Below are 26,860 nucleotides of genomic sequence, written 5' to 3' on the forward strand. Positions count from 1 at the left end.
ATGAGCTGAATAAATCAATGTTTAGCCAGATCTGACTTAAAATCACGCTGCTCGTAGCCAGTATACAGCTGACGAGGACGGGCGATTTTCATGCCTTCGCTGTGCATTTCGTTCCAGTGCGCAATCCAGCCAACGGTACGTGCCATGGCGAAGATCACGGTGAACATGGAAGACGGAATGCCCATCGCTTTCAGAATAATGCCAGAGTAGAAATCGACGTTCGGGTAGAGTTTCTTCTCGATGAAGTACGGGTCGTTCAGCGCGATGTGCTCAAGCTCCATCGCCACTTCCAGCAGGTCGTCTTTTGTACCCAGCTCTTTCAGCACTTCGTGGCATGTTTCACGCATAACGGTAGCGCGTGGGTCGTAGTTTTTGTACACACGGTGACCGAAGCCCATCAGACGGAAGGAGTCATTCTTGTCTTTCGCGCGACGCACGAATTCAGGAATGTGCTCAACGGAGCTGATCTCTTCCAGCATCTTCAGTGCCGCTTCGTTCGCGCCGCCGTGCGCCGGTCCCCACAGGGAGGCGATACCCGCAGCGATACAGGCGAACGGGTTCGCGCCTGAAGAGCCTGCGGTACGGACGGTGGAAGTGGAGGCGTTCTGTTCGTGGTCGGCGTGCAGGATCAGAATACGGTCCATCGCACGTTCCAGTACCGGGTTCACTTCGTATTCTTCACATGGCGTGGAGAACATCATGCGCAGGAAGTTACCGGCGTAGGAGAGGTCGTTACGTGGATAAACAAACGGCTGGCCGATGGAGTATTTGTAACACATCGCTGCCATTGTCGGCATTTTGGACAGCAGGCGGAACGCCGCGATATCGCGGTGACGTGGATTATTCACGTCCAGCGAGTCGTGGTAGAACGCTGCCAGCGCACCGGTAATACCGCACATCACCGCCATTGGGTGAGAATCACGACGGAAAGCATGGAACAGACGGGTGATCTGCTCATGAATCATGGTGTGACGGGTGACGGTGGTTTTGAATTCATCGTATTGTGCCTGCGTCGGTTTTTCGCCGTTCAGCAGGATGTAGCACACTTCCAGATAGTTGGATTCGGTGGCTAACTGATCGATGGGGAAGCCGCGATGGAGCAGGATACCTTCGTCACCATCAATGAAGGTGATTTTGGATTCGCAAGATGCGGTAGAGGTAAATCCAGGGTCGAAGGTGAATACACCTTTAGAACCCAGCGTACGGATATCAATAACATCCTGACCGAGCGTGCCTTTTAGCACATCCAGTTCAACAGCAGTGTCACCATTTAGGGTGAGCGTTGCCTTTGTATCAGCCATTTACGGTCTCCTTAGCGCCTTATTGCTTAAGACTGCCAATTACCGGATTTGCATTCTGCTGATTTCTCACCGTTACCAGTTTGTTATTTGGCTTACCGCTCAGCTCACGAGGAGAAACCAGGGTACAGAGCTATGGCGCCTTGCAGGTAAAAACATGAAAAATCAGTGAAACAACAGCAAATCAGTGTCTTCGCAGTCCGAATTATTCAAACCTGTATATCACTAATAACTGTCCTGATAACTTCGGTCAATACCATCACACTGTTACATAACTATTTGTCAGGTGAAAGTGAGACCTCATAACTTTTGCGCATTATATGCCTTTTCTGATGACGTTTGTAACAATATTGTTTAACATTTGTCAAATCAGATGATTAAAAATTAAAAAGATGTTGTTATCGTGACCCTGATCACTGTTCCAGAGAAAACCCGACAAACTGTATGTAGGTTAATTGTAATGATTTTGTGAACGGCCTATACTGCCGCCAGGTCTCCGGAACACCCTGCAATCCCGAGCCACCCAGCGTTGTAACGTGTCGTTTTAGCATTTGGAAGCAATGTTTTGCATGACGCGCAGTTATAGAAAAGGAACGCTGTCTGACCCGCATCGCAGTCCGGAGGAAGGAAACAATAAGAACAGCATGTGGGCGTTATTCATGATAAGAAATGTGAAAAAACAAAGACCTGTCAATCTGGATCTCAAAACGATCCGGTTCCCTGTAACAGCAATAGCGTCCATTCTGCACCGCGTTTCTGGTGTGATTACGTTTGTGGCGGTCGGCATTCTGCTGTGGTTACTGGGTACCAGCCTCTCTTCTCCTGAAGGATTCCTCCAGGCCTCTGCCATCATGAACAGCTTCTTCGTGAAATTTATCATGTGGGGCATTCTGACTGCGCTGGCGTACCACGTTGTCGTGGGCATTCGTCATATGCTGATGGACTTTGGCTACCTGGAAGAGACTTTCGAAGCCGGTAAACGCTCCGCTAATATTTCATTTGTATTGACTGTCGTGCTTTCACTTCTCGCAGGAGTTCTCGTATGGTAAGCAACGCCTCCGCATTAGGACGCAACGGCGTACATGACTTCATTCTGGTCCGTGCTACCGCCATCGTTCTCACCCTTTATATCATCTATATGATTGGTTTCTTCGCGACCAGCGGCACGCTGACGTGGGAAATCTGGAGTGGGTTCTTCGGATCTGCCTTCACCAAAGTGTTCACCCTGCTGGCTCTGTTCTCCATCCTTATTCATGCCTGGATTGGTATGTGGCAGGTGTTGACCGATTACGTTAAACCGCTGGCGATTCGCCTTCCTCTGCAGCTGGTCATTGTCGTTGCACTGGTGGTTTACGTTATTTATGGATTCGTTGTGGTGTGGGGTGTGTAATGAAACTGCCAGTCAGAGAATTTGATGCTGTTGTGATTGGTGCTGGTGGCGCAGGTATGCGTGCAGCACTGCAAATTTCCCAGAGCGGCCAGACCTGTGCGCTGCTCTCTAAAGTCTTCCCGACCCGTTCCCACACTGTCTCCGCGCAGGGCGGTATTACCGTTGCGCTGGGCAATTCCCATGAAGATAACTGGGAATGGCACATGTATGACACGGTCAAAGGTTCCGACTACATCGGCGACCAGGATGCTATCGAATATATGTGTAAGACTGGCCCGGAAGCGATTCTGGAGCTGGACCACATGGGGCTGCCGTTCTCCCGTCTGGAAAATGGCACCATTTATCAGCGTCCGTTTGGCGGCCAGTCGAAAAACTTCGGCGGCGAGCAGGCGGCACGTACTGCAGCTGCGGCTGACCGTACCGGTCACGCACTGCTGCACACGCTGTATCAACAGAACCTGAAAAACCACACGACTATTTTCTCCGAGTGGTATGCGCTGGATCTGGTGAAAAACGCCGATGGCGCCGTTGTGGGGTGTACCGCGCTGTGTATTGAAACCGGTGAAGTGGTCTACTTCAAAGCGCGTGCTACCGTGCTGGCGACCGGCGGTGCAGGCCGTATTTATCAATCTACCACCAACGCCCACATCAACACCGGTGACGGCGTAGGTATGGCTATCCGCGCCGGCGTACCGGTGCAGGATATGGAAATGTGGCAGTTCCACCCAACCGGCATCGCCGGTGCTGGCGTGCTGGTAACAGAAGGCTGCCGTGGTGAAGGGGGTTACCTGCTGAACAAACACGGCGAGCGCTTCATGGAGCGTTATGCCCCGAATGCGAAAGACCTGGCGGGTCGTGACGTGGTGGCGCGTTCCATCATGATCGAAATCCGTGAAGGCCGCGGCTGTGACGGCCCATGGGGTCCACACGCGAAGCTGAAACTCGACCATCTGGGTAAAGAGGTTCTGGAATCACGTCTGCCAGGCATTCTGGAGCTGTCTCGTACCTTCGCGCACGTCGATCCAGTGAAAGAGCCCATCCCGGTAATCCCAACCTGTCACTACATGATGGGCGGTATTCCGACCAAAGTGACCGGCCAGGCGCTGACCGTGAACGAGCAGGGTGAAGACGTTGTTATCCCGGGCCTGTTTGCCGTCGGTGAAATTGCCTGCGTATCCGTACACGGTGCAAACCGTCTGGGCGGGAACTCCCTGCTTGACCTGGTGGTATTTGGTCGTGCGGTAGGTCTGCATCTGCAAGAGTCTATTGCCGAGCAGGGTGCGCTGCGTGATGCCACCGACGATGAAATTGATGCGTCGCTTGAGCGTCTGAACCGCTGGAACGGCAACCGTAATGGTGAAGATCCGGTGGAAATCCGCAAAGCGCTGCAGGAATGTATGCAGCACAACTTCTCGGTATTCCGTGAAGGGGATGCGATGGCCAAAGGTCTTGAGCAGCTGAAAGCGATCCGCGAGCGTCTGAAAAATGCCCGTCTGGACGACACGTCCAGCGAGTTCAATACCCAGCGCGTTGAGTGTCTGGAGCTGGATAACCTGATGGAAACGGCGTTCGCTACCGCGATGTCGGCAAACTTCCGTACCGAGAGCCGTGGCGCGCATAGCCGCTTCGACTTCCCGGATCGTGACGATGAAAACTGGCTGTGCCATTCCCTGTATCTGCCAGAGTCGGAATCCATGACGCGTCGTAGCGTCAATATGGAACCGAAACTGCGTCCGGCGTTCCCGCCGAAGATTCGTACTTACTAATGCGGAGACAGGATAATGAAACTCGAATTCTCAGTTTATCGTTATAACCCGGATGTAGATGATGCTCCGCGTATGCAGGATTACACCCTGGAAGCGGAAGAAGGCCGTGACATGATGCTGCTGGATGCCTTAATCCAGCTGAAAGAAAAAGATCCGACACTGTCGTTCCGTCGCTCATGCCGTGAAGGCGTTTGTGGCTCTGACGGTGTGAACATGAACGGTAAAAATGGTCTGGCCTGCATCACGCCAATTTCAGCGTTGCAGCGCGCGGGTCAGAAAATTGTTATCCGTCCTTTGCCTGGTCTGCCAGTCGTTCGTGATTTGGTGGTAGACATGGGGCAATTCTATGCACAATATGAGAAGATTAAGCCTTACTTATTGAATAATGGGCAAAATCCACCGGCTCGTGAGCACTTACAGTCTCCTGAGCAGCGTGAAAAACTCGACGGTTTGTACGAGTGTATTCTCTGTGCATGTTGCTCGACCTCTTGCCCGTCGTTCTGGTGGAACCCGGACAAGTTTATCGGCCCGGCCGGTCTGCTGGCTGCCTATCGCTTCCTGATCGATAGCCGCGACACCGAAACCGACAGTCGTCTGGAAGGACTGAGTGATGCTTTCAGCGTATTCCGCTGCCATAGCATCATGAACTGCGTCAGTGTATGTCCTAAGGGACTGAACCCGACGCGCGCCATCGGCCATATTAAGTCGATGCTGCTGCAGCGCAGTGCATAAGTAACAGGAGGGGAGCGTTGTTCCCCTCACCCTGACCCTCTCCTGACAGGAGAGGGGATAAAATGTAGGAAACCTCTAAAAACTGCCCCGAGGTGCAGACAGTTTTTAAAGGTTCCTTCGCGAGCCCAAGACAACATAAGAGCTCGCAGGTGAACCCCGGCACGTACGTGTTGTACGTGGTAGTTTCTACGGCGAAAGTAAGCATAAAAATGCTTAAGGGATCACGATGCAGAACGGCGCAATGAAAGCCTGGCTGGACTCTTCTTACCTCTCTGGTTCAAACCAGAGCTGGATAGAACAGCTCTATGAAGACTTCTTAACCGATCCTGACTCAGTGGACGCAAACTGGCGTTCCATGTTCCAGCAGTTACCTGGCACTGGAGTCAAACCGGATCAATTCCATTCCAAAACACGTGATTATTTCCGTCGTCTGGCGAAGGATGCCTCACGTTACTCTTCTGCGATTTCCGACCCTGACACCAATGCGAAGCAGGTTAAAGTCCTGCAGCTTATCAACGCTTATCGCTTCCGTGGTCACCAGCATGCGAATCTCGATCCGCTGGGACTGTGGAAACAAGATCGTGTGGCGGATCTCGATCCGGCGTATCACGATCTGACCGAGGCCGATTTCCAGGAAAGCTTTAACGTAGGTTCCTTTGCCATCGGCAAAGACACGATGAAGTTGGGCGAGCTGATTGACGCGCTCAAGCAAACCTACTGCGGCTCCATCGGCGCGGAATATATGCACATCACCTCTACAGAAGAGAAACGCTGGATCCAGCAGCGCATCGAATCTGTGGCGGGCCACGCGAATTTCTCTGCTGAAGAGAAAAAACGCTTCCTCAGCGAACTGACCGCAGCAGAAGGCCTTGAGCGCTATCTGGGCGCGAAATTCCCGGGTGCGAAACGCTTCTCGCTGGAAGGCGGCGACGCGCTGGTACCTATGCTGAAAGAGCTGATTCGTCACGCGGGCAAAAGCGGTACCCGTGAAGTGGTGCTGGGTATGGCGCACCGCGGTCGTCTGAACGTACTGGTCAACGTGCTGGGTAAAAAACCGCAGGACCTGTTCGACGAATTCGCGGGCAAACATAAAGAACACCTCGGCACCGGTGACGTGAAGTACCACATGGGCTTCTCGTCTGATATCGAAACCGAAGGCGGTCTGGTTCACCTGGCGCTGGCGTTTAACCCGTCACACCTGGAAATCGTGAGCCCGGTGGTTATCGGTTCTGTACGTGCGCGTCTGGATCGTCTGGACGAGCCGAGCAGCAACAAAGTCCTGCCAATCACCATTCACGGTGACGCGGCGGTCACAGGGCAGGGCGTGGTTCAGGAAACGCTGAACATGTCCAAGGCGCGTGGTTACGAAGTGGGCGGTACCGTTCGCATTGTTATCAACAACCAGGTGGGCTTCACGACTTCTAACCCACTGGATGCGCGTTCTACCCCGTACTGCACCGACATCGGTAAGATGGTTCAGGCGCCGATCTTCCACGTTAACGCGGATGACCCGGAAGCCGTGGCGTTCGTCACCCGTCTGGCGCTGGACTACCGTAACACCTTCAAACGCGATGTGTTCATCGACCTGTTCTGCTACCGCCGTCATGGCCACAACGAAGCTGACGAGCCAAGTGCAACGCAGCCGCTGATGTATCAGAAAATCAAAAAACACCCGACGCCACGCAAAATCTATGCTGACAAGCTGGAAGGCGACAACGTGACGACGCTGGAAGATGCGACCGAAATGGTCAACCTCTACCGCGACGCGCTGGATGCGGGTGAATGCGTAGTGAAAGAGCTGCGCCCGATGAACATGCACTCCTTTACCTGGTCGCCGTACCTCAACCACGAGTGGGATGAGAGCTACCCGAACAAGGTAGAGATGAAGCGCCTGCAGGAGCTGGCTAAACGTATCAGCACCGTACCAGACGCTATCGAGATGCAGTCTCGCGTAGCGAAAATTTATGCTGACCGTCAATCAATGGCAGCGGGCGAGAAGCTGTTCGACTGGGGCGGGGCGGAAACACTGGCTTACGCAACGCTGGTTGATGAAGGCATTCCTGTTCGTCTGTCCGGTGAAGATGCGGGCCGTGGCACCTTCTTCCACCGTCACGCGGTAGTTCACAACCAGACTAACGGTTCAACCTATACTCCGCTGCAGCATGTCCATAACGGTCAGGGTCAGTTCAAGGTATGGGACTCCGTCCTGTCTGAAGAAGCGGTACTGGCATTCGAATACGGCTACGCCACCGCGGAACCGCGCACCCTGACTATCTGGGAAGCGCAGTTCGGTGACTTCGCCAACGGTGCCCAGGTCGTTATCGACCAGTTCATCTCGTCCGGCGAGCAGAAATGGGGCCGTATGTGTGGCCTGGTGATGCTGCTGCCACACGGTTACGAAGGTCAGGGTCCGGAGCACTCCTCCGCCCGTCTGGAACGTTATCTGCAGCTCTGCGCTGAGCAGAACATGCAGGTCTGCGTGCCGTCCACTCCGGCTCAGGTCTACCACATGCTGCGTCGTCAGGCGCTGCGCGGTATGCGCCGTCCGCTGGTGGTCATGTCGCCAAAATCCCTGCTGCGCCACCCGCTGGCGGTGTCCAGCCTGGACGAACTGGCGAACGGCACCTTCCTGCCTGCCATCGGTGAGGTTGATGAACTGGATCCGCAGGCCGTTAAGCGTGTTGTGATGTGTTCTGGTAAGGTTTATTACGACCTGCTGGAACAGCGCCGTAAGAACGACCAGAAAGATGTCGCCATCGTGCGTATCGAACAGCTTTATCCATTCCCGCACCAGGCGGTGCAGGAAGCGTTGAAACCGTATGCTCACGTGCATGATTTTGTCTGGTGCCAGGAAGAGCCGCTCAACCAGGGCGCCTGGTACTGCAGTCAGCATCATTTCCGTGAAGTCATTCCATTTGGGTCTGCCCTGCGTTATGCAGGTCGCCCGGCCTCCGCCTCTCCGGCGGTAGGGTATATGTCCGTTCACCAGAAGCAGCAACAAGATCTGGTCAATGACGCGCTGAACGTCGATTAATTAAAGGATACATAATGAGTAGCGTAGATATTCTTGTTCCCGACCTGCCTGAGTCCGTAGCAGATGCGACCGTCGCCACCTGGCACAAAAAACCGGGCGATAGCGTTAAGCGCGATGAAGTGCTGGTAGAAATCGAAACTGACAAAGTGGTACTGGAAGTACCGGCTTCAGCGGATGGCATTCTGGATGCAGTCCTGGAAGACGAAGGGACAACCGTAACCTCCCGTCAGATCCTGGGTCGCCTGCGTGAAGGCAACAGCGCGGGCAAAGAGTCCAGCGCGAAGTCTGACGAAAAAGCGTCTACCCCAGCCCAGCGTCAGCAGGCCTCTCTGGAAGAGCAGACTAACGACGCGCTCAGCCCGGCGATCCGTCGCCTGCTGGCCGAGCACAACCTGGATGCGGCTGCCATTAAAGGCACCGGTGTCGGTGGTCGTCTGACCCGTGAAGATATCGAGAAACACCTGGCGAAAGCCCCTGCTCAGGCAGAAGCTAAAGCGCCAGCAGCGGCAGCGGCGCCGGCAGCACAGCCTGCGCTGGGTGCCCGTAGCGAAAAACGCGTGCCGATGACTCGCCTGCGTAAGCGTGTGGCTGAGCGTCTGCTGGAAGCGAAAAACTCCACCGCGATGCTGACCACCTTCAACGAAGTGAACATGAAGCCAATCATGGACCTGCGTAAGCAGTACGGTGACGCGTTTGAAAAACGTCACGGTATCCGTCTGGGCTTTATGTCCTTCTACGTGAAAGCAGTTGTTGAAGCGCTGAAACGCTACCCGGAAGTTAACGCCTCTATCGATGGCGATGACGTGGTTTACCACAACTACTTCGACGTCAGCATGGCAGTCTCTACGCCACGCGGTCTGGTTACCCCGGTTCTGCGTGATGTCGATACTCTGGGTATGGCTGACATCGAGAAAAAGATTAAAGAGCTGGCTGTAAAAGGTCGCGACGGCAAGCTGACCGTAGACGATCTGACCGGCGGTAACTTCACCATTACCAACGGCGGCGTTTTCGGTTCACTGATGTCTACCCCGATCATCAACCCGCCGCAGAGCGCGATCCTGGGTATGCATGCCATTAAAGATCGTCCAATGGCGGTAGACGGCAAAGTGGAGATCCTGCCAATGATGTATCTGGCACTCTCTTACGATCACCGTCTGATCGACGGCCGCGAGTCCGTGGGCTTCCTGGTTGCCATTAAAGAGCTGCTGGAAGATCCAACGCGTCTGCTGCTGGACGTCTAGTTTTAGCAGTCTTGCCCGGCGGCGCGTTGTCTGCCGGGCCTACAAAAGCACTACCTAACGATTACCTGAAGGATGGATAGAACACATGAACTTACATGAATATCAGGCCAAACAGCTGTTTGCCCGGTATGGCTTACCGGCTCCGGTGGGTTATGCCTGTACTACCCCGCGTGAAGCAGAAGAAGCCGCATCTAAAATCGGTTCCGGCCCTTGGGTAGTTAAGTGTCAGGTTCACGCTGGTGGCCGTGGTAAAGCGGGCGGTGTGAAGGTTGTTAAGAGTAAAGAAGAGATTCGTGCGTTTGCTGAACATTGGCTCGGCAAGCGTCTGGTAACGTACCAGACAGATGCGAACGGTCAGCCTGTCAACCAGATCCTGGTTGAAGCTGCAACTGACATCGCGAAAGAACTGTACCTGGGCGCGGTTGTTGACCGTAGCTCCCGTCGTGTGGTGTTCATGGCGTCTACCGAAGGCGGCGTGGAAATCGAGAAAGTGGCAGAAGAGACGCCACACCTGATCCACAAAGTGGCGATCGATCCGCTGGCAGGCCCAATGCCTTACCAGGGCCGTGAGCTGGCGTTCAAATTGGGTCTGGAAGGCAAGCTGGTTCAGCAGTTCACCAAGATCTTCATGGGTCTGGCCACCATCTTCCTGGAGCGCGATCTGGCGCTGATCGAGATCAACCCGCTGGTCATCACCACTCAGGGCGACCTGATCTGCCTCGACGGCAAACTGGGCGCTGACGGCAACGCACTGTTCCGCCAGCCGGATCTGCGTGAAATGCGCGACCAGTCTCAGGAAGACCCGCGTGAAGCGCAGGCTGCACAGTGGGAACTGAACTACGTGGCGCTGGATGGCAACATCGGCTGCATGGTTAACGGCGCAGGCCTGGCGATGGGCACCATGGACATCGTTAAGCTGCACGGCGGTGAGCCTGCAAACTTCCTCGACGTGGGCGGTGGCGCAACCAAAGAGCGTGTAACCGAAGCGTTCAAAATCATCCTCTCTGACGACAACGTCAAAGCCGTGCTGGTTAACATCTTCGGCGGTATCGTGCGTTGCGACCTGATCGCAGACGGTATCATCGGTGCGGTAGAAGAAGTGGGTGTTAACGTCCCGGTTGTGGTGCGTCTGGAAGGTAACAACGCTGAACTCGGCGCGAAAAAACTGGCTGACAGCGGCCTGAATATTATTGCAGCGAAAAGTCTGACGGATGCAGCTCAGCAGGTTGTTGCCGCAGTGGAGGGGAAATAATGTCAGTTTTAATTAATAAAGATACCAAGGTTATCTGCCAGGGCTTCACCGGTAGCCAGGGGACTTTCCACTCCGAACAGGCGATTGCCTACGGCACGCAGATGGTTGGCGGTGTAACGCCAGGTAAAGGCGGCACCACGCACCTGGGCCTGCCGGTATTCAACACCGTGCGCGAAGCAGTTGAAGCGACGGGCGCGACCGCGACCGTTATCTACGTTCCGGCTCCGTTCTGCAAAGACTCGATTCTGGAAGCGATTGACGCGGGCATCAAGCTCATCATCACCATCACCGAAGGTATCCCGACGCTGGATATGCTGACCGTGAAAGTGAAGCTGGATGAAGCTGGCGTGCGCATGATCGGCCCGAACTGCCCGGGCGTTATCACCCCAGGCGAATGTAAAATCGGCATCATGCCGGGTCACATTCACAAACCGGGTAAAGTGGGTATCGTCTCCCGTTCCGGTACGCTGACCTATGAAGCAGTTAAGCAGACTACCGACTACGGTTTTGGCCAGTCCACCTGTGTGGGCATCGGTGGTGACCCCATCCCAGGTTCTAACTTCATTGATATCCTGAAAATGTTCCAGGAAGATCCGCAGACCGAAGCGATCGTGATGATCGGTGAGATCGGCGGTAGCGCAGAAGAAGAAGCGGCTGCGTATATCAAAGAACATGTGACCAAGCCGGTCGTCGGTTATATCGCAGGTGTGACAGCGCCGAAAGGTAAGCGTATGGGTCACGCAGGCGCGATTATCGCAGGCGGTAAAGGTACGGCTGATGAGAAATTCGCCGCGCTGGAAGCCGCAGGCGTGAAAACCGTTCGCAGCCTGGCGGATATCGGCGAAGCACTGAAATCCATCATTAAGTAAATCCTCTCTGCTCCCTGTAAAAGGGAGCGTTGAAGTAATAAGTGTCCGTTTCGACATGGTTGGCCGCTGTAAAGCGGCCTTTTTTAATGCCTGCGTTTCGCGACCAGCGTGAATTTGTAATCGTCGCTGTTAAACACGTTACGGCTGTATTCAAACACCCGCCCATCCTTCAGAAAGCCGCGTGACACCTTTTCCAGTATCGGTTTTGCCGGATCCAGCGCCAGCGCGTCGATCGCCTCCTGTGAGGGCATGATCGGAACCAGTTCCTGTTCACTGCGATCGATAACCATCTTCTTGATCTGTTCGATGTAGTGATATTTGGAATTTTCCATCACCTCCCAGGTGAGGTCGGCGAACATCGCCAGCGGCATCCACGTCTCTTCCAGATTCACCGGTTTTTGCTTAATAAAGCGGACCCGTTTGACATGCCACACTTTGTCATCCGGGCGAATGTTAAGCGTCTCAGCCAGTTTCACATCCGCTTTGATCACTTCGAATGTTTTTACGTCGCTGTGGGTATCGACGTTTCGGTCCGCCAGTTTTTCATAAAAGCCGGTAAGCTGATAAATGTCGTAATTGACGCGCTCCTCTCTCACATAGGAGCCGCTGCCCTGAATGCTCTCGATAATCTGCTCTTCAGTGAGGAGTTTCAGTGCCTGCCTCACCGTGACGCGACTGACGCTAAATGTCTCCTGCAGGCTGGATTCCGTCGGTAACGCATCACCGGGTTTTAACTCACCGGCGGTAATTTTCTCGCGAAGCGCATCCGCTATCTGCCGGTACATCGGTTTATTGCCCATGTCGTCTGCCTTCTAATACCTTTTCACGGAATTATGCCTCCAGCACAGAATTTGTAAATAATACAAATTAAATACAAATTGTTGGTGTTAGTGAAAATGATCACATAAAGGTATCAGTCCGTCTGTCACAATCGATTCTGAACAATTACCCTTGAGTGTGAGGATCCTGATGAACCTGACGACCCTGACCCATCCCGACGCTGTCTGCGTGCAGGCGCAGTACACCAGTCGTGATGAAGCAATACGCCAGCTCACGATGCGGCTGGTGACGCTCGGCAAAATTACCGACGGCAATGCGTTTTTAACCGAAGTCTTTCATCGGGAATCGCTAGGCCCTACCGCGCTCGGCGAAGGGCTGGCAGTCCCGCATGGTAAATCAGCGGTGGTGAAAGAGGCGGCTTTTGCCGTAGCCACCCTATGTGAACCGCTGAGCTGGGAAGGTGTGGATGGCCCGGAAAATGTCGAGCTGATTTTCCTGCTTGCCATTCCGCCGGCTGAAGCTGGCTCAACCCATATCCAGGTGCTGACGGAACTTACTTCTCGTCTGGCGGATGAAACTCTTCGGGCGCGCGTCATGGCGGCTACCACGGCAGCAGCGCTACTCGCCGCGCTGGACGACGTGCCACAGGAAGATGGCGTTGTCGCGTTCGTGGATGCGCCAACCATCGTTTGTGTAACTGCATGCCCCGCCGGCATTGCGCATACCTATATGGCAGCTGAGTATCTGGAAAAAGCGGGGCGTAAGCTTGGCGTAAACGTGGTGGTGGAAAAGCAGGGGGCGAACGGTATCGAAGGGCGGTTGACCGCGCAGCAGTTACGTACTGCGCAGGCCTGTATCATTGCCGCAGAAGTGGCCCTCAAAGAGAGCGAGCGTTTTCAGGGTATCCCGACGCTGTCCGTGCCGGTCGCGGAACCGCTTCGCCATGCCGAAGCGCTTATTAAGCGTGCGTTGGCCTTACCCCCCGAGGGAACGCATCGCCATGTGCAAACCGGCAATGATGTGAGCAAAAGCCTTAAAACGGAGCTTAAGCAGGCCCTGCTCAGCGGTATTTCCTTTGCCGTGCCGCTGATTGTGGCGGGAGGCACGGTGCTGGCCGTCGCGGTATTGCTGGCACAGATGTTGGGATTACAGCATCTGTTTGAGCAAGAGAACTCATGGCTGTGGATGTATCGCAAACTCGGCGGGGGGATGTTAGGCACGTTAATGGTGCCGGTGCTGGCCGCGTATACCGCCTACTCGCTGGCAGATAAACCTGCTCTGGCGCCGGGTTTTGCGGCCGGTCTTGCCGCCAATATGATCGGTTCAGGTTTTTTAGGGGCGATTGCAGGTGGCCTGATTGCCGGCTATCTGATGCGCTGGGTGAAAAACCATATCCGTCTGAGTCAGCGCTATAACGGTTTTTTAACCTATTACCTCTACCCGGTGATTGGCGTGCTGGGCGCGGGCAGCCTGATGCTGTTCGTGATCGGCGAGCCGGTCGCGTGGATCAACACCTCCCTCACGGCATGGCTTAACGGGCTCTCCGGTGCCAATGCGCTGCTACTGGGCACTCTGCTCGGTTTTATGTGCTCGTTCGATTTAGGGGGACCGGTCAACAAAGCGGCCTATGCGTTCTGTCTGGGGGCGATGGCCAACGGCGTTTACGGGCCGTATGCCATTTTTGCTTCCGTCAAAATGGTCTCGGCTTTTACCGTCACGGCTTCAACCATGCTGGCACCGCATCTCTTTAAACCGTTTGAAATCGAAACCGGCAAGTCGACGTGGCTGCTGGGCCTTGCGGGCATCACCGAAGGGGCAATTCCGATGGCCATTGAAGATCCGCTGCGGGTGATTGGCTCGTTTGTTGTTGGCTCGATGGCAACAGGGGCGATTATCGGTGCAATGGGTATCGGATTGTCTACGCCGGGGGCGGGCATCTTCTCTCTCTTTTTACTGCATGACGCGGGGATGGGTGGCGCGATCGCGGCGGCAGGCTGGTTTGGCGCTGCGCTGGCGGGAACGACGCTCTCTACGCTCATCTTACTGTTCTGGCGACGTCAGGGCGTAAAAAAAGGCAAATACCTGACGGAAGACGTCACGCCATAAATTCATTTACAGGAAACGAAGATGAAAGCTGTATCTCGCGTTCATATCACGCCACATATGCACTGGGACCGTGAGTGGTATTTCACCACCGAAGCGTCGCGGATCCTTTTGGTCAATAACATGGAGGAGATCCTGAACCGTCTGGAGCAGGACGAAGAGTATAAATACTACGTTCTTGATGGACAGACCGCGGTACTGGAGGATTACTTCGCCGTTGTGCCGGACAACCGGCCCCGGGTAAAAGCGCTGGTTGAGCGCGGAAAGCTGATTATCGGGCCGTGGTATACCCAGACCGACACCACGATAGTCAGCGGCGAATCGATCGTTCGCAATCTGATGTATGGGATGCGCGACTGCATGGAATTCGGTGAGCCGATGAAAATAGGGTATCTGCCGGATTCGTTTGGCATGTCCGGGCAACTTCCGCATATCTATAACGGCTTTGGTATCACCCGCACGCTGTTCTGGCGCGGATGTTCTGAGCGTCACGGCACCGATAAAACAGAATTTTTATGGCAGAGCGCAGACGGCAGCGAAGTTACGGCGCAGGTACTACCGCTGGGCTACGCGATTGGTAAGTACTTACCGGAGGATGAAGCGGGGCTGCGTAAACGGCTCGATACCTGGCTTACATTGCTGGAGAACGCTTCCGTGACGAAAGAGATTCTGCTGCCTAACGGTCACGACCAGATGCCCCTCCAGCAGAACATTTTCGCGGTGATGGATACCCTTCGAAAGATGTACCCGCAGCGGAAATTTGTGATGAGCCGATTTGAGGAGGTCTTTGAACATACTGAAGCGCACCGTGACGAACTGGCGACGCTGAAAGGGGAGTTTATCGACGGCAAATACATGCGTGTACACCGGACAATCGGCTCCACACGGATGGACATCAAAATTGCTCATGCCCGCATTGAAAACAAAATCGTGAATATCCTCGAACCGCTGGCGGCGCTCGCCTGGATGCTGGGCTTCGAGTATCACCACGGTTTGCTGGAGAAAATGTGGAAAGAGATCCTCAAGAATCATGCTCACGACAGTATTGGCTGCTGCTGCAGCGACAAAGTGCATCGTGAGATTATGGCCCGGTTTGCGCTCGCTGAAGACATGGCCGATAACCTCACGCGCTTCTCGATGCGCAAGATTGTCGACAATATGCCGCAAAGCGAGGCCGATAAGCTGGTGATGTTCAATCTGATGCCCTGGCCCCGTGAAGAGGTGATTAACACCACCCTTCGTCTGCGCGCGAGCCAGTTCCGGTTGCGGGATGATAAAGGCAATGAGATCCCCTGTTTTATTCGCCGCGCCCGGGAAATAGACCCGGGGCTGATTGACCGGCAAATCGTGCACTATGGTAATTACGATCCGTTTATGGAGTTTGATATCCAAATCTGTCAGATCCTGCCCGCGATGGGATACCGCACGCTTTACATCGAGCCCCAGGCTCCTGAAAAGAGGCTTCCCGCGAGGGCAAAAACGGATGCTTTGCTGGAAAATGCCTTCTGGCAAATTGATATAAATGACGATGGCACGCTGCGCCTGCGTGATAAAGAATCCGGACTTATTTATGACCGCGTACTGGAAATTGAAGAGGGGTCGGATGATGGCGATGAGTACGACTACTCGCCTTCCCGGGAAGAGTGGCGGCTCACTTCAGCGCACGGGCAGCATCATGTTGAGGTGATACAGGAAGCCTGGCAGAGCAGGGCGGTGATCCAGCATCGCATCGCCGTTCCGGCAAACCTGGCCGAGCGGTCGGCCCGCCTGCGCAATGGCGCTCTTGCGGTGGAATTTGAGGTCACTCTCAGCCATAACAGCAGACGTGTAGATGTTGTGGCGCGTCTGGATAATCAGGCTGACGATCACCGGGTCCGCGTGCTTATCCCGACGCCGTTTATGACGGAGCAGGTACTGTCAGATACGCAGTTTGGCTCCATAACGCGCCCGGTTCGCGATGACGCGATGGCTAACTGGCAAGAAGAGGGCTGGAAAGAGGCACCGGTTCCCGTCTGGAATTTACTTAACTACGCCGTGCTGCAGCAAGAACGAAACGGGCTCGCCCTGTTCACAGAAGGGTTACGCGAATTTGAAGTGGTGGGGGAGGCGGAAAAAGCGTTTGCTCTGACCCTTCTACGCGGTGTGGGCGTGCTGGGAAAGGAAGATTTGCTGTTGCGCCCGGGCCGACCGTCCGGCATAAAAATGGCCGTTCCGGACTCGCAGCTTCGGGGCCGGCTCGATTGCCGTTTTAGCCTTCTGAGTTTTAGCGGCTCTCCCGAGAACTCCGGCGTTGCTCAGCAGGCGAAAGCGTGGCTTACCCCCGTCCAGTGTTATAACAAAATCCCCTGGGATGCCATGAAGCTTAACCGTGCGCCGTTCAGCACGCCGGACAGATACAGCCTGCTGACCCTTTCGCCGGCAGGCTGTGTTATGAGCGCGATAAAAAAGGCGGAGGATCGGGACGCGCTTATCCTTCGCCTGTTCAATCCGTCGGAATCTGTGTCCTGTGATGCCTTTTTATCGTGGAATCAGGCGCTTAAAGGCTGTTGCGAGACGGATTTAAATGAACAGGTGCTGGCAGGCAGGGGAGAAGAAAAGGGCATTACGGGCCTGTTCAGGCCTGGGCAATCGCGGACTTTTAGCCTGAAAACGGAAAGGTAGCGTCTGAAGTGAACAAAAGGCTGCGCGCAGGGCAGCCTTTTTTATTGAATAGTCACATTGAGGTGTTAATTTTAAGCGTGTTGCAGGTAAAATAAATGTAATTATCTGCGGCTGTCGTCGCACAATGGAAAAAAAACGCGCTGACGACTACCTTTATACGTTAACGCGAATGTAAAGATGCGTTGTTCTTCAGCGTTAAAATAAATCACGTCTGTTTATATTCTTTCTTGCTTTTGATAACTCCAAATATCTCGTCGTACACATAGCATTAACAAGGTTTTTACCATTTACACCACATTTAAACATGGTTAACAGAAACGGTGCTTTTTGATTTAAATCAAAGTTTAATCCTTGGAAAAAGGTGTCGAAAGGCGGTAAATTGTCCCCGATCAAAATGGCTGAAAAGTGGTAATTTTGCTATAAATTGATCGCCGTCGAAAAACGTAAATGTGATTCAATAAAAACCTGTTTATTGTAAGGGTTTTGCAGCGTATTATATTTGCGGGATCAATTTGAGTTTTTTATTAACGTATTTGTAACCTATCGTCATTGCTTTTATCCTTTCTCAGGCTAAGCGCGACGACATGGATGCGAATAATTTGTATTGGGGCATGTGTGTGAATCCTTTTCTAACGGGGTTCACTCTCGGAGTCTTCATGCGATGAGCAAGGAGTCATGATGTTAGATATAGTCGAACTGTCGCGCTTACAGTTTGCCTTGACCGCGATGTACCACTTCCTGTTTGTGCCACTAACGCTCGGTATGGCGTTCCTGCTGGCCATCATGGAAACGGTCTACGTCCTCTCCGGCAAACAGATTTATAAAGATATGACCAAGTTCTGGGGCAAGTTGTTTGGTATCAACTTTGCACTGGGCGTGGCTACCGGTTTGACCATGGAGTTCCAGTTCGGGACTAACTGGTCTTACTATTCTCACTACGTTGGGGATATCTTCGGTGCGCCGCTGGCCATTGAAGGTCTGATGGCCTTCTTCCTCGAATCCACCTTTGTAGGTCTGTTCTTCTTCGGTTGGGACCGTCTGGGCAAAGTCCAGCATATGGCGGTGACCTGGCTGGTGGCACTCGGTTCGAACCTGTCCGCACTGTGGATCCTGGTCGCGAACGGCTGGATGCAGAACCCTATCGCGTCTGATTTCAACTTCGAAACCATGCGTATGGAGATGGTCAGCTTTGCCGAACTGGTGCTGAACCCGGTCGCACAGGTTAAATTCGTTCACACCGTGGCGTCTGGCTATGTGTGCGGCGCGATGTTTGTACTGGGCATCAGCTCTTACTACATGCTGCGTGGTCGTGACTTCGCGTTTGCTAAGCGCTCCTTTGCTATCGCTGCAAGCTTCGGTATGGCTGCAATCCTCTCTGTTATCGTGCTGGGTGATGAATCCGGTTACGAAATGGGTGACGTGCAGAAAACCAAACTGGCCGCTATCGAAGCCGAATGGGAAACCCAACCCGCGCCTGCTGCCTTTACTCTGTTCGGTGTTCCCGACCAGGATGCACAGGAAAACCGCTTCGCCATTCAAATTCCTTACGCGCTCGGCATCATTGCCACCCGCTCCGTCGACAAGCAGGTGACGGGTCTGAAAGAGCTGATGGTGCAGCATGAAGGCCGTATCCGTAACGGTATGAAAGCTTACGCGCTGCTGGAGCAGCTGCGTGCGGGTTCTACCGACCAGGCCGTGCGTGACCAGTTCAACGATGTGAAGAAAGATCTGGGTTACGGTCTGCTGCTGAAACGCTATACCCCGAACGTCTCCGACGCGACGGAAGCGCAAATCCAGATGGCGACCAAAGACTCCATTCCACGCGTGGCGCCACTGTACTTCGCATTCCGTATCATGGTTGGCTGCGGCATCATCATGCTGCTGATCATTGCGGCGTCCTTCTGGTCCGTGATTCGTAACCGCATCGGTGAGAAAAAATGGCTGCTGCGTACCGCGCTGTATGGTATCCCACTGCCGTGGATTGCTATCGAATCCGGCTGGTTTGTTGCGGAATATGGCCGTCAGCCATGGGCGATCGGTGAGGTGCTGCCAACGGCGGTAGCGAACTCCTCTCTGACTGCAGGCGATCTGATCTTCTCCATGCTGCTGATTTGTGGTCTGTACACCCTGTTCCTGGTGGCTGAACTGTTCCTGATGTTCAAGTTCGCGCGCCTTGGCCCAAGCAGCCTGAAAACCGGTCGCTATCACTACGAGCAGTCCGGTGCGACTACTCAGCCGGCACGCTAAGACAGGAGTCATCAAATGATCGATTATGAAGTATTGCGTTTTATCTGGTGGCTGCTGGTCGGTATTCTGCTGATCGGTTTCGCAGTCACTGACGGTTTCGACATGGGGGTGGGGATGCTCACCCGTTTCCTCGGTCGTAATGACACCGAGCGTCGAATCATGATTAACTCCATCGCCCCGCACTGGGACGGTAACCAGGTGTGGCTGATCACCGCAGGCGGCGCGCTGTTCGCTGCCTGGCCGATGGTCTACGCGGCTGCGTTCTCCGGTTTCTATGTGGCGATGATTCTGGTGCTGGCTTCTTTATTCTTCCGTCCGGTTGGTTTCGACTACCGTTCCAAGATTGAAGACACCCGCTGGCGCAACATGTGGGACTGGGGCATCTTCATTGGTAGCTTCGTTCCACCGCTGGTGATTGGCGTGGCGTTCGGTAACCTGCTGCAGGGTGTACCGTTCCACATCGATGAATACATGCGTCTTTACTACACCGGTAACTTCTTCCAGCTGCTGAATCCGTTTGGTCTGCTGGCAGGCGTGGTGAGTGTGGCAATGATCATTACTCAGGGTGCGACCTATCTGCAGATGCGTACCGTAGGTGAACTGCATCTTCGCTCTCGTGCAACGGCGCAGGTTGCTGCGCTTATTACCCTGGTGTGCTTCGCACTGGCCGGCGTATGGGTGATGTACGGTATCGACGGTTATGTCATTACGTCTGCAATTAACCACACGGCACCGTCTAACCCGCTGACGAAAGAAGTGGCACGTCAGGCTGGCGCGTGGCTGGTGAACTTCAACAATATGCCTGTTCTGTGGGCTATTCCGGCTCTGGGTGTGTTGCTGCCGCTGCTGACGATACTGACGTCACGTCTGGAAAAAGGTGCCCTGGCATTTGTATTTTCCTCACTGACGCTGGCGTGCATTATTCTGACTGCGGGTATCGCGATGTTCCCATTCGTCATGCCGTCCAGCACGATGATGAATGCAAGCCTGACCATGTGGGATGCAACGTCCAGCCAGCTGACGCTTAACCTGATGACGTATGTTGCTTGCGTGTTCGTACCGATTATCCTGCTGTACACCGCCTGGTGTTACTGGAAAATGTTCGGTCGTATCACGAAAGAAGATATTGAAAGCAACACTCATTCTCTGTACTAAGTAAGGAGCTGAATATGTGGTATTTCGCATGGATTTTAGGGACGCTTCTTGCCTGTGCATTTGGTGTCATTACTGCCCTGGCGCTTGAGCACGTCGAAGCGTCTAAAGCAGGTGAAGACAAACACTAATGAACATTATCGCGACGCTTTACGCGGTAATGGATAAGCGCCCGTTAAGGGCGCTTTCTTTAGTGATGGCATTACTGCTGGCAGGTTGTATCTTCTGGGACCCTTCGCGCTTTGCAGCGAAGACCAGCGAGCTTGAGATCTGGCACGGCTTCCTCATTATGTGGGCGGTGTGCGCAGGTGTGATCCACGGCGTAGGCTTTCGTCCGAAAGCGCTGCACTGGCAGGGGATTTTCTGCCCACTTATCGCCGATCTGGTGCTTCTCGCTGGCTTGATTTTCTTCTTCTTCTGAATAAGAAATGTCCGTTAATGATATGGGCTTACCCTGGCCCATAAAAATTTACTCTCCGTTTACTTTCTCCCATTCCAAACCATCTTTCCCGCGCGTATAGTAGCGAAGTTTAAAAGCTCTAACTTTTGTTGCATTACTGGGATGTAAAGTGAATACAACGCTGTTTCGATGGCCGGTTCGTGTCTATTACGAAGATACCGATGCCGGGGGTGTGGTTTACCACGCCAGCTACGTTGCTTTTTATGAACGGGCACGCACAGAGATGCTGCGCCATCATCACTTTAGTCAACAGGAGCTGTTGGCTGAGCGAGTTGCCTTCGTGGTTCGCAAGATGACGCTTGAGTATTTTGCGCCTGCCAGACTCGACGATATGCTCGAAGTCCAAACTGAAATTACATCAATGCGCGGAACCTCAATGGTTTTCACGCAGCGGATAGTCAATGCAGAAAATACGGTACTGAACTCAGCTGAAGTCCTGATCGTCTGTGTTGATCCAACCATAATGAAGCCTCGTGCGCTTCCTAAGTCTATTGTCGCGGAGTTTAAGCAGTGACTGACATGAATATCCTTGATTTGTTCCTGAAGGCAAGCCTTCTGGTTAAACTTATCATGTTGATTTTGATTGGTTTTTCAATCGCATCCTGGGCCATCATCATCCAGAGAACGCGTATCCTCAATGCGGCTGGCCGTGAAGCAGAAGCGTTTGAAGATAAGTTCTGGTCGGGTATTGAGCTTTCTCGTCTGTATCAGGAAAGCCAGGGACGCCGTGATAACCTCGTAGGCTCCGAACAGATTTTCTATAGCGGATTCAAAGAGTTTGCTCGTTTGCATCGCGCAAACAGCCACGCGCCTGAAGCGGTTGTGGAAGGTGCCTCGCGTGCGATGCGTATCTCCATGAATCGCGAGCTGGAAAACCTTGAAACGCATATTCCTTTCCTGGGAACCGTTGGTTCCATCAGCCCGTATATCGGTCTGTTTGGTACGGTCTGGGGGATTATGCACGCCTTTATCGCCCTGGGGGCGGTGAAGCAGGCGACGTTGCAGATGGTTGCCCCGGGTATTGCAGAAGCACTGATTGCGACCGCTATCGGTCTGTTTGCGGCGATCCCGGCGGTTATGGCTTACAACCGTCTGAACCAGCGCGTGAATAAACTGGAACTGAACTACGACAACTTTATGGAAGAGTTCACCGCGATTCTGCACCGTCAGGCGTTTACCAGTACCGAGAGTAACAAGGGGTAAACCATGGCCAGATCGCGTGGACGAAATCGTCGCGAGCTCAAGTCCGAAATCAATATCGTTCCACTGCTGGACGTTCTGTTGGTACTGCTGCTGATCTTCATGGCGACAGCACCCATCATTACCCAGAGCGTGGAGGTTGATTTGCCGGATGCGACAGAATCACAGGCGGTAAGCACCAATGACGATCCTCCGGTCATCATTGAGGTTTCCGGTGTAGGGCAATACAGCGTAGTGGTAGAAAAAGATCGTATGGATCAACTGCCACCTGAGCAGGTTATTGCTGAAGCGCAGCGACGCCTGGAGTCAAATCCGAAAACGGTCTTCTTAATCGGTGGCGCGAAAGACGTACCATACGATGAAATTATTAAAGCGCTGAACTTGCTACATAGCGCGGGCGTTAAGTCAGTTGGCTTAATGACTCAGCCTATTTGATCATCTGCGTAGTTTTTGGGAACCGATAGTGTCAAAGGCAACCGAACAGAACGACAAGCTTAAGCGAGCGATAATCGTCTCCGCAGTGCTGCACGTTATTCTTTTTGCAGTGCTGATCTGGAGTTCGTTCGACGAGCACATTGATGCATCATCGGGCGGCGGTGGAGGCTCTTCCATTGACGCCGTCATGGTGGATCCCGGTGCGGTAGTGCAGAACTATAACCGCGAGCAACAGCAGAAGGCGAGTGCAAAACGGGCTGAAGAGCAGCGTGAAAAACAGGCGCAACAGCAAGCGGAAGAACTGCGTGAAAAGCAGGCCGCTGAGCAGGAGCGACTGAAGCAGCTTGAGAAAGAACGTTTGCAGGCGCAGGAAGCGGCGAAAGAGCAGGCGGAACAGCAGAAGCAAGCTGAAGAGGCCGCGAAGAAAGCTCAGGAACAGCAGAAGCAGGCGGAAGAGGCGGCAGCCAAAGCCGCGGCGGACGCGAAAGCACAAGCTGATGCTCAGGCAAAATTAGCGGCGGAAGCGGCGAAGAAAGCCGCAGCCGATGCTCAGAAGAAAGCTGAAGCCGAAGCGGCGAAGAAAGCCGCTGCTGATGCTCAGAAGAAAGCTGAAGCGGAAGCGGCAAAAAAAGCTGCTGCTGATGCTCAGAAAAAAGCTGAAGCGGAAGCCGCGAAGAAAGCTGCTCAGGAAGCAGAGAAGAAAGCTGCTGCCGATGCTGCGAAGAAAGCGGCTGCTGCCGAGAAGGCTGCAGCAGAAAAAGCGGCCGCTGCTGAAAAAGCCGCAGCAGAGAAGAAAGCCGCCGCCGAGAAAGCGGCTGCTGACAAAAAAGCTGCAGCAGAAAAAGCCGCTGCCGATAAGAAAGCTGCTGCAGAGAAAGCCGCCGCCAAAAAAGCGGCCGCCGCTGAGAAAGCCGCGGATGCCGCTGGCGTTGACGATCTCCTGGGCGACCTGAGTTCTGGTAAGAATGCGCCGAAAGCGGGCGGTGGTGCGAAAGGCAGTGGTCAGCCCTCTAAAGACAGTGGTACTTCTGGAGCCAATGGTGGGGCGACGGGTGCTGATATCAGCGCTTATGCTAAGCAAATTCAGGTTGCGATTCAGAACCGCCTGTTTGATGCAAGCATCTATCAGGGCAAACAATGTGTACTGCATATCAACCTTGCGCCAGACGGTAGGTTGAAAAGCGTGACCTCTGAAGGGGGCGATCCTGCGCTTTGTCAGGCAGCATTGGCCGCTGCAAGGTCGGCGAACATTCCTAAACCGCCTAGTGAGGCTGTTTATGAACGGATAAAAGATGCCAAACTGGACTTTAAACTGTAATCGACTGTCCTTACGGAAGTATGAAAAACAGTCTATTGTCCTAACGAGTGTTTAGTAGTTTTGTCTATTTGGGTTTGTTAACATTCTGCTAAATTATCGTGGGTAAGGTTACCCGGATAAGGGAGATATGATGAAGCAGGCATTACGTGTAGCATTTGGTTTTTTAATGCTGTGGGCAGCAGTACTGCACGCAGAAGTACGTATCGAGATCACCCAGGGGGTGGATTCGGCACGCCCAATCGGTGTTGTTCCGTTCCAGTGGGCCGGTCCTGGCGCTGCGCCTGAAGATGCCGGTGGCATCGTTGCGGCTGACCTGCGTAACAGCGGTAAATTCAACCCATTAGATCGTTCTCGTCTGCCTCAGCAGCCGGGCAGCGCGCAGGAAGTACAGCCTGCCGCATGGTCTGCGCTCGGTATCGATGCTGTCGTTGTTGGTCAGGTTACACCTAACCCGGACGGCTCTTACAACGTTGCATGGCAGCTGGTTGATACCGGCGGTGCACCGGGTACCGTTCTGGCACAGAACTCTTACAAGGTCACTAAACAGTACCTGCGCTACGCGGCACACGCTGCCAGCGATGCGGTATTTGAAAAACTGACCGGCATTAAAGGTGCGTTCCGTACCCGTATTGCTTATGTGGTACAGACCAATGGCGGTCAGTTCCCGTATGAGCTGCGCGTATCTGACTACGATGGTTACAATCAGTTCCTGGTGAAACGTTCTTCTCAGCCGCTGATGTCTCCAGCCTGGTCTCCGGACGGTTCTAAACTGGCTTATGTTACCTTCGAAAGCGGTCGTTCAGCGCTGGTTATCCAGACGCTGGCTAACGGTGCTGTTCGCCAGGTTGCGTCGTTCCCTCGTCACAACGGTGCGCCTTCGTTCTCTCCGGACGGTACCAAACTGGCGTTTGCGCTCTCTAAAACCGGTAGCCTGAACCTGTACGTGATGGACATTGGCTCTGGTCAAATTCGCCAGGTGACCGATGGTCGCAGCAACAACACCGAACCGTCCTGGTTCCCGGACAGCCAGAACCTGGCATTTACGTCTGACCAGGCAGGTCGTCCACAAATCTATAAAGTGAACGTCAACGGCGGTGCTCCACAGCGTATTACCTGGGAAGGTTCGCAGAACCAAAACGCGGACGTGAGCAGCGACGGTAAATTTATGGTAATGGTCAGCTCCAACGGTGGGCAGCAGCACATTGCCAAACAAGATCTGGTAGCGGGTGGCGTTCAAGTTCTGTCGTCAACGTTCCTGGATGAAACGCCAAGTCTGGCACCTAACGGCACTATGGTAATCTACAGCTCTTCTCAGGGGATGGGATCTGTGCTGAATCTGGTTTCTACAGATGGGCGTTTCAAAGCGCGTATTCCGGCAACTGATGGACAGGTAAAATCACCTGCCTGGTCGCCGTATCTGTAAATAATAATTAATTGATTACTAAAGGAATCATAGAAATGCAACTGAACAAAGTGCTGAAGGGGCTGATGATCGCTCTGCCTGTAATGGCAATCGCAGCGTGTTCTTCTAACAAGAATGCAAGCAATGACCAGAGCGGCGAAGGCATGATGGGTGCCGGTACCGGTATGGACGCGAATGGCAATGGCAACATGTCTTCTGAAGAGCAAGCGCGTCTTCAGATGCAGCAGCTGCAGCAGAACAACATCGTTTACTTCGATCTGGATAAATACGACATCCGTTCTGACTTCGCTGCGATGCTGGATGCTCACGCTAACTTCCTGCGTAGCAACCCGTCTTACAAAGTCACCGTAGAAGGTCACGCGGACGAACGTGGTACGCCAGAGTACAACATCTCCCTGGGTGAACGTCGTGCTAACGCCGTTAAAATGTACCTGCAGGGTAAAGGCGTTTCTGCTGACCAGATCTCCATCGTTTCTTACGGTAAAGAAAAACCTGCAGTACTGGGTCACGACGAAGCGGCTTACTCCAAAAACCGTCGTGCCGTACTGGTTTACTAAGAGAATTGCATGAGCAGTAACTTCAGACATCATCTGTTGAGTCTGTCGTTACTGGTTGGAATAGCGGCCCCCTGGGCCGCTTTTGCTCAGGCACCAATCAGTAGTGTCGGCTCAGGCTCGGTAGAAGACCGGGTCACTCAACTCGAGCGTATTTCTAACGCTCACAGTCAGCTTTTAACCCAACTCCAGCAACAACTTTCCGACAACCAAAACGATATTGACTCTCTCCGTGGTCAGATTCAGGAAAGCCAGTATCAGCTTAACCAGGTTGTGGAACGTCAGAAGCAAATCTTGCTGCAGATGGATAGCCTCAGCAGCGGTGGCGCAGCTGCGCAGCCAGCAGCAGGCGATCAGAGCGGTGCGGCGACGTCAACCCCTGCTCCTGCGGCAGATGCTTCGGCCTCGACGGGAGCGCCTGTTCAGAGCGGTGACGCGAATACGGACTACAACGCGGCCATTGCCCTGGTACAGGATCAATCTCGTCAGGATGACGCTATCGCTGCGTTTCAGAACTTTGTGAAGAAATACCCTGATTCCACTTATCTGCCAAATGCAAATTATTGGCTGGGTCAGCTGAATTACAACAAGGGTAAAAAGGACGATGCGGCGTTTTATTTTGCCTCAGTGGTGAAAAATTACCCGAAATCGCCAAAAGCGCCTGATGCGATGTTTAAAGTCGGCGTCATCATGCAGGACAAAGGTGACACTGCGAAAGCGAAAGCGGTTTATCAGCAGGTGGTTGCTAAATTCCCTGGCACCGAAGGTGCGAAGCAGGCGCAAAAACGTCTGAATTCGATGGGATGATTATCGCATGACCAGAAATCGCGTTATTTCTGGTCGTGCAGCATGATTCGTAAGCAGTTAAGTGATCTTCATCGAAATTTTTGTTGCGCTGAATTCTTAAATCAGTAATATATGCCGCCGTTGCCACGGGATATCAAA

Annotated in this window: 23 protein-coding genes; 21 read left to right on the forward strand and 2 right to left on the reverse strand. The window is 53.5% G+C overall.

Going from position 1 to position 26,860, the window contains the following annotated elements:
* Window positions 1-14 precede the first annotated feature (14 nt).
* Window positions 15-1,301 (reverse strand): citrate synthase, encoded by a 1,287-nt coding sequence (locus ACN9MQ_RS06365; RefSeq protein WP_079231267.1) that lies wholly within the window; start codon window positions 1,299-1,301, stop codon window positions 15-17.
* 641 nt (window positions 1,302-1,942) lie between these two features.
* Here ACN9MQ_RS06365 and sdhC point away from each other — a divergent pair.
* From sdhC to sucD, 8 genes are all read left to right on the forward strand, one after another.
* Window positions 1,943-2,347 (forward strand): succinate dehydrogenase cytochrome b556 subunit, encoded by a 405-nt coding sequence (gene sdhC / locus ACN9MQ_RS06370; RefSeq protein WP_025204654.1) that lies wholly within the window; start codon window positions 1,943-1,945, stop codon window positions 2,345-2,347.
* A complete protein-coding gene (gene sdhD, locus ACN9MQ_RS06375) occupies window positions 2,341-2,688 on the forward strand; it encodes a succinate dehydrogenase membrane anchor subunit (RefSeq protein WP_010428702.1) in 348 nt (115 codons plus the stop codon). Before sdhC ends, sdhD begins: the two co-directional genes overlap by 7 nt.
* On the forward strand, window positions 2,688-4,454 hold the full coding sequence (gene sdhA / locus ACN9MQ_RS06380) for a succinate dehydrogenase flavoprotein subunit (RefSeq protein WP_014883036.1): 1,767 nt from the start codon (window positions 2,688-2,690) through the stop codon (window positions 4,452-4,454). Before sdhD ends, sdhA begins: the two co-directional genes overlap by 1 nt.
* 15 nt (window positions 4,455-4,469) lie before the next feature.
* Entirely contained in the window at window positions 4,470-5,186 is a 717-nt protein-coding gene (gene sdhB / locus ACN9MQ_RS06385) for a succinate dehydrogenase iron-sulfur subunit SdhB (protein ID WP_014169170.1), read from the forward strand.
* 226 nt (window positions 5,187-5,412) lie between these two features.
* Window positions 5,413-8,220: a 2-oxoglutarate dehydrogenase E1 component gene (gene sucA / locus ACN9MQ_RS06390; protein WP_014169171.1), complete on the forward strand. Its 2,808-nt coding sequence runs from the start codon at window positions 5,413-5,415 to the stop codon at window positions 8,218-8,220.
* A gap of 14 nt (window positions 8,221-8,234) precedes the next feature.
* Window positions 8,235-9,461: a 2-oxoglutarate dehydrogenase complex dihydrolipoyllysine-residue succinyltransferase gene (gene odhB, locus ACN9MQ_RS06395; RefSeq protein ID WP_025204653.1), complete on the forward strand. Its 1,227-nt coding sequence runs from the start codon at window positions 8,235-8,237 to the stop codon at window positions 9,459-9,461.
* Between the two features lie 85 nt (window positions 9,462-9,546).
* Window positions 9,547-10,713, forward strand: coding sequence for an ADP-forming succinate--CoA ligase subunit beta (gene sucC / locus ACN9MQ_RS06400; RefSeq protein WP_006809579.1), 1,167 nt, complete (start codon window positions 9,547-9,549; stop codon window positions 10,711-10,713).
* Window positions 10,713-11,582 carry a succinate--CoA ligase subunit alpha gene (sucD, locus tag ACN9MQ_RS06405; RefSeq protein ID WP_014169173.1) on the forward strand — a complete coding sequence of 290 codons (870 nt, stop codon included), beginning with the start codon at window positions 10,713-10,715 and terminating at the stop codon, window positions 11,580-11,582. Before sucC ends, sucD begins: the two co-directional genes overlap by 1 nt.
* Window positions 11,583-11,665: 83 nt before the next feature.
* On the opposite strand, the gene ACN9MQ_RS06410 is transcribed toward sucD, so the two are convergent.
* Window positions 11,666-12,382, reverse strand: coding sequence for a GntR family transcriptional regulator (locus ACN9MQ_RS06410; protein WP_032681408.1), 717 nt, complete (start codon window positions 12,380-12,382; stop codon window positions 11,666-11,668).
* A gap of 169 nt (window positions 12,383-12,551) precedes the next feature.
* Here ACN9MQ_RS06410 and mngA point away from each other — a divergent pair, with 169 nt between their 5' ends.
* The 13 genes from mngA to cpoB all read left to right on the forward strand — a co-directional run bounded on the left by mngA (window position 12,552) and on the right by cpoB (window position 26,722).
* Window positions 12,552-14,468 (forward strand): PTS 2-O-a-mannosyl-D-glycerate transporter subunit IIABC, encoded by a 1,917-nt coding sequence (gene mngA, locus ACN9MQ_RS06415; protein WP_410377479.1) that lies wholly within the window; start codon window positions 12,552-12,554, stop codon window positions 14,466-14,468.
* 21 nt (window positions 14,469-14,489) lie between these two features.
* On the forward strand, window positions 14,490-17,126 hold the full coding sequence (mngB, locus tag ACN9MQ_RS06420; protein WP_426021306.1) for a mannosylglycerate hydrolase: 2,637 nt from the start codon (window positions 14,490-14,492) through the stop codon (window positions 17,124-17,126).
* A 678-nt stretch (window positions 17,127-17,804) separates the two neighbouring features.
* Window positions 17,805-19,373, forward strand: coding sequence for a cytochrome ubiquinol oxidase subunit I (cydA, locus tag ACN9MQ_RS06425; RefSeq protein WP_020884962.1), 1,569 nt, complete (start codon window positions 17,805-17,807; stop codon window positions 19,371-19,373).
* 15 nt (window positions 19,374-19,388) lie between these two features.
* Window positions 19,389-20,528, forward strand: a complete 1,140-nt coding sequence (gene cydB / locus ACN9MQ_RS06430; protein ID WP_014169180.1) for a cytochrome d ubiquinol oxidase subunit II — start codon at window positions 19,389-19,391, stop codon at window positions 20,526-20,528.
* Between the two features lie 14 nt (window positions 20,529-20,542).
* The gene (cydX, locus tag ACN9MQ_RS06435) at window positions 20,543-20,656 is read left to right on the forward strand and encodes a cytochrome bd-I oxidase subunit CydX (protein WP_014169181.1); all 114 of its coding nucleotides are present in this window, start codon (window positions 20,543-20,545) and stop codon (window positions 20,654-20,656) included.
* A complete protein-coding gene (gene ybgE / locus ACN9MQ_RS06440; RefSeq protein ID WP_020884961.1) occupies window positions 20,656-20,946 on the forward strand; it encodes a cyd operon protein YbgE in 291 nt (96 codons plus the stop codon). Before cydX ends, ybgE begins: the two co-directional genes overlap by 1 nt.
* Window positions 20,947-21,094: 148 nt before the next feature.
* Entirely contained in the window at window positions 21,095-21,499 is a 405-nt protein-coding gene (ybgC, locus tag ACN9MQ_RS06445) for a tol-pal system-associated acyl-CoA thioesterase (protein ID WP_014169183.1), read from the forward strand.
* Window positions 21,496-22,188, forward strand: coding sequence for a Tol-Pal system protein TolQ (tolQ, locus tag ACN9MQ_RS06450; protein WP_014169184.1), 693 nt, complete (start codon window positions 21,496-21,498; stop codon window positions 22,186-22,188). Before ybgC ends, tolQ begins: the two co-directional genes overlap by 4 nt.
* A 3-nt stretch (window positions 22,189-22,191) precedes the next feature.
* Window positions 22,192-22,620 carry a colicin uptake protein TolR gene (gene tolR / locus ACN9MQ_RS06455; protein ID WP_014169185.1) on the forward strand — a complete coding sequence of 143 codons (429 nt, stop codon included), beginning with the start codon at window positions 22,192-22,194 and terminating at the stop codon, window positions 22,618-22,620.
* Window positions 22,621-22,648: 28 nt separating this feature from the next.
* Complete coding sequence (gene tolA / locus ACN9MQ_RS06460) at window positions 22,649-23,938, forward strand: cell envelope integrity protein TolA (RefSeq protein WP_014169186.1); 1,290 nt, start codon at window positions 22,649-22,651, stop codon at window positions 23,936-23,938.
* Window positions 23,939-24,068: 130 nt separating this feature from the next.
* On the forward strand, window positions 24,069-25,361 hold the full coding sequence (gene tolB, locus ACN9MQ_RS06465) for a Tol-Pal system beta propeller repeat protein TolB (RefSeq protein ID WP_025204648.1): 1,293 nt from the start codon (window positions 24,069-24,071) through the stop codon (window positions 25,359-25,361).
* A gap of 35 nt (window positions 25,362-25,396) precedes the next feature.
* A complete protein-coding gene (pal, locus tag ACN9MQ_RS06470) occupies window positions 25,397-25,918 on the forward strand; it encodes a peptidoglycan-associated lipoprotein Pal (protein WP_003858578.1) in 522 nt (173 codons plus the stop codon).
* 9 nt (window positions 25,919-25,927) lie between these two features.
* Entirely contained in the window at window positions 25,928-26,722 is a 795-nt protein-coding gene (cpoB, locus tag ACN9MQ_RS06475; RefSeq protein WP_040016950.1) for a cell division protein CpoB, read from the forward strand.
* Window positions 26,723-26,860: the final 138 nt, after the last annotated feature.

This window comes from Enterobacter sp. R-25 (assembly GCF_049913205.1).
GTDB classification, from domain to species: domain Bacteria; phylum Pseudomonadota; class Gammaproteobacteria; order Enterobacterales; family Enterobacteriaceae; genus Enterobacter; species Enterobacter ludwigii.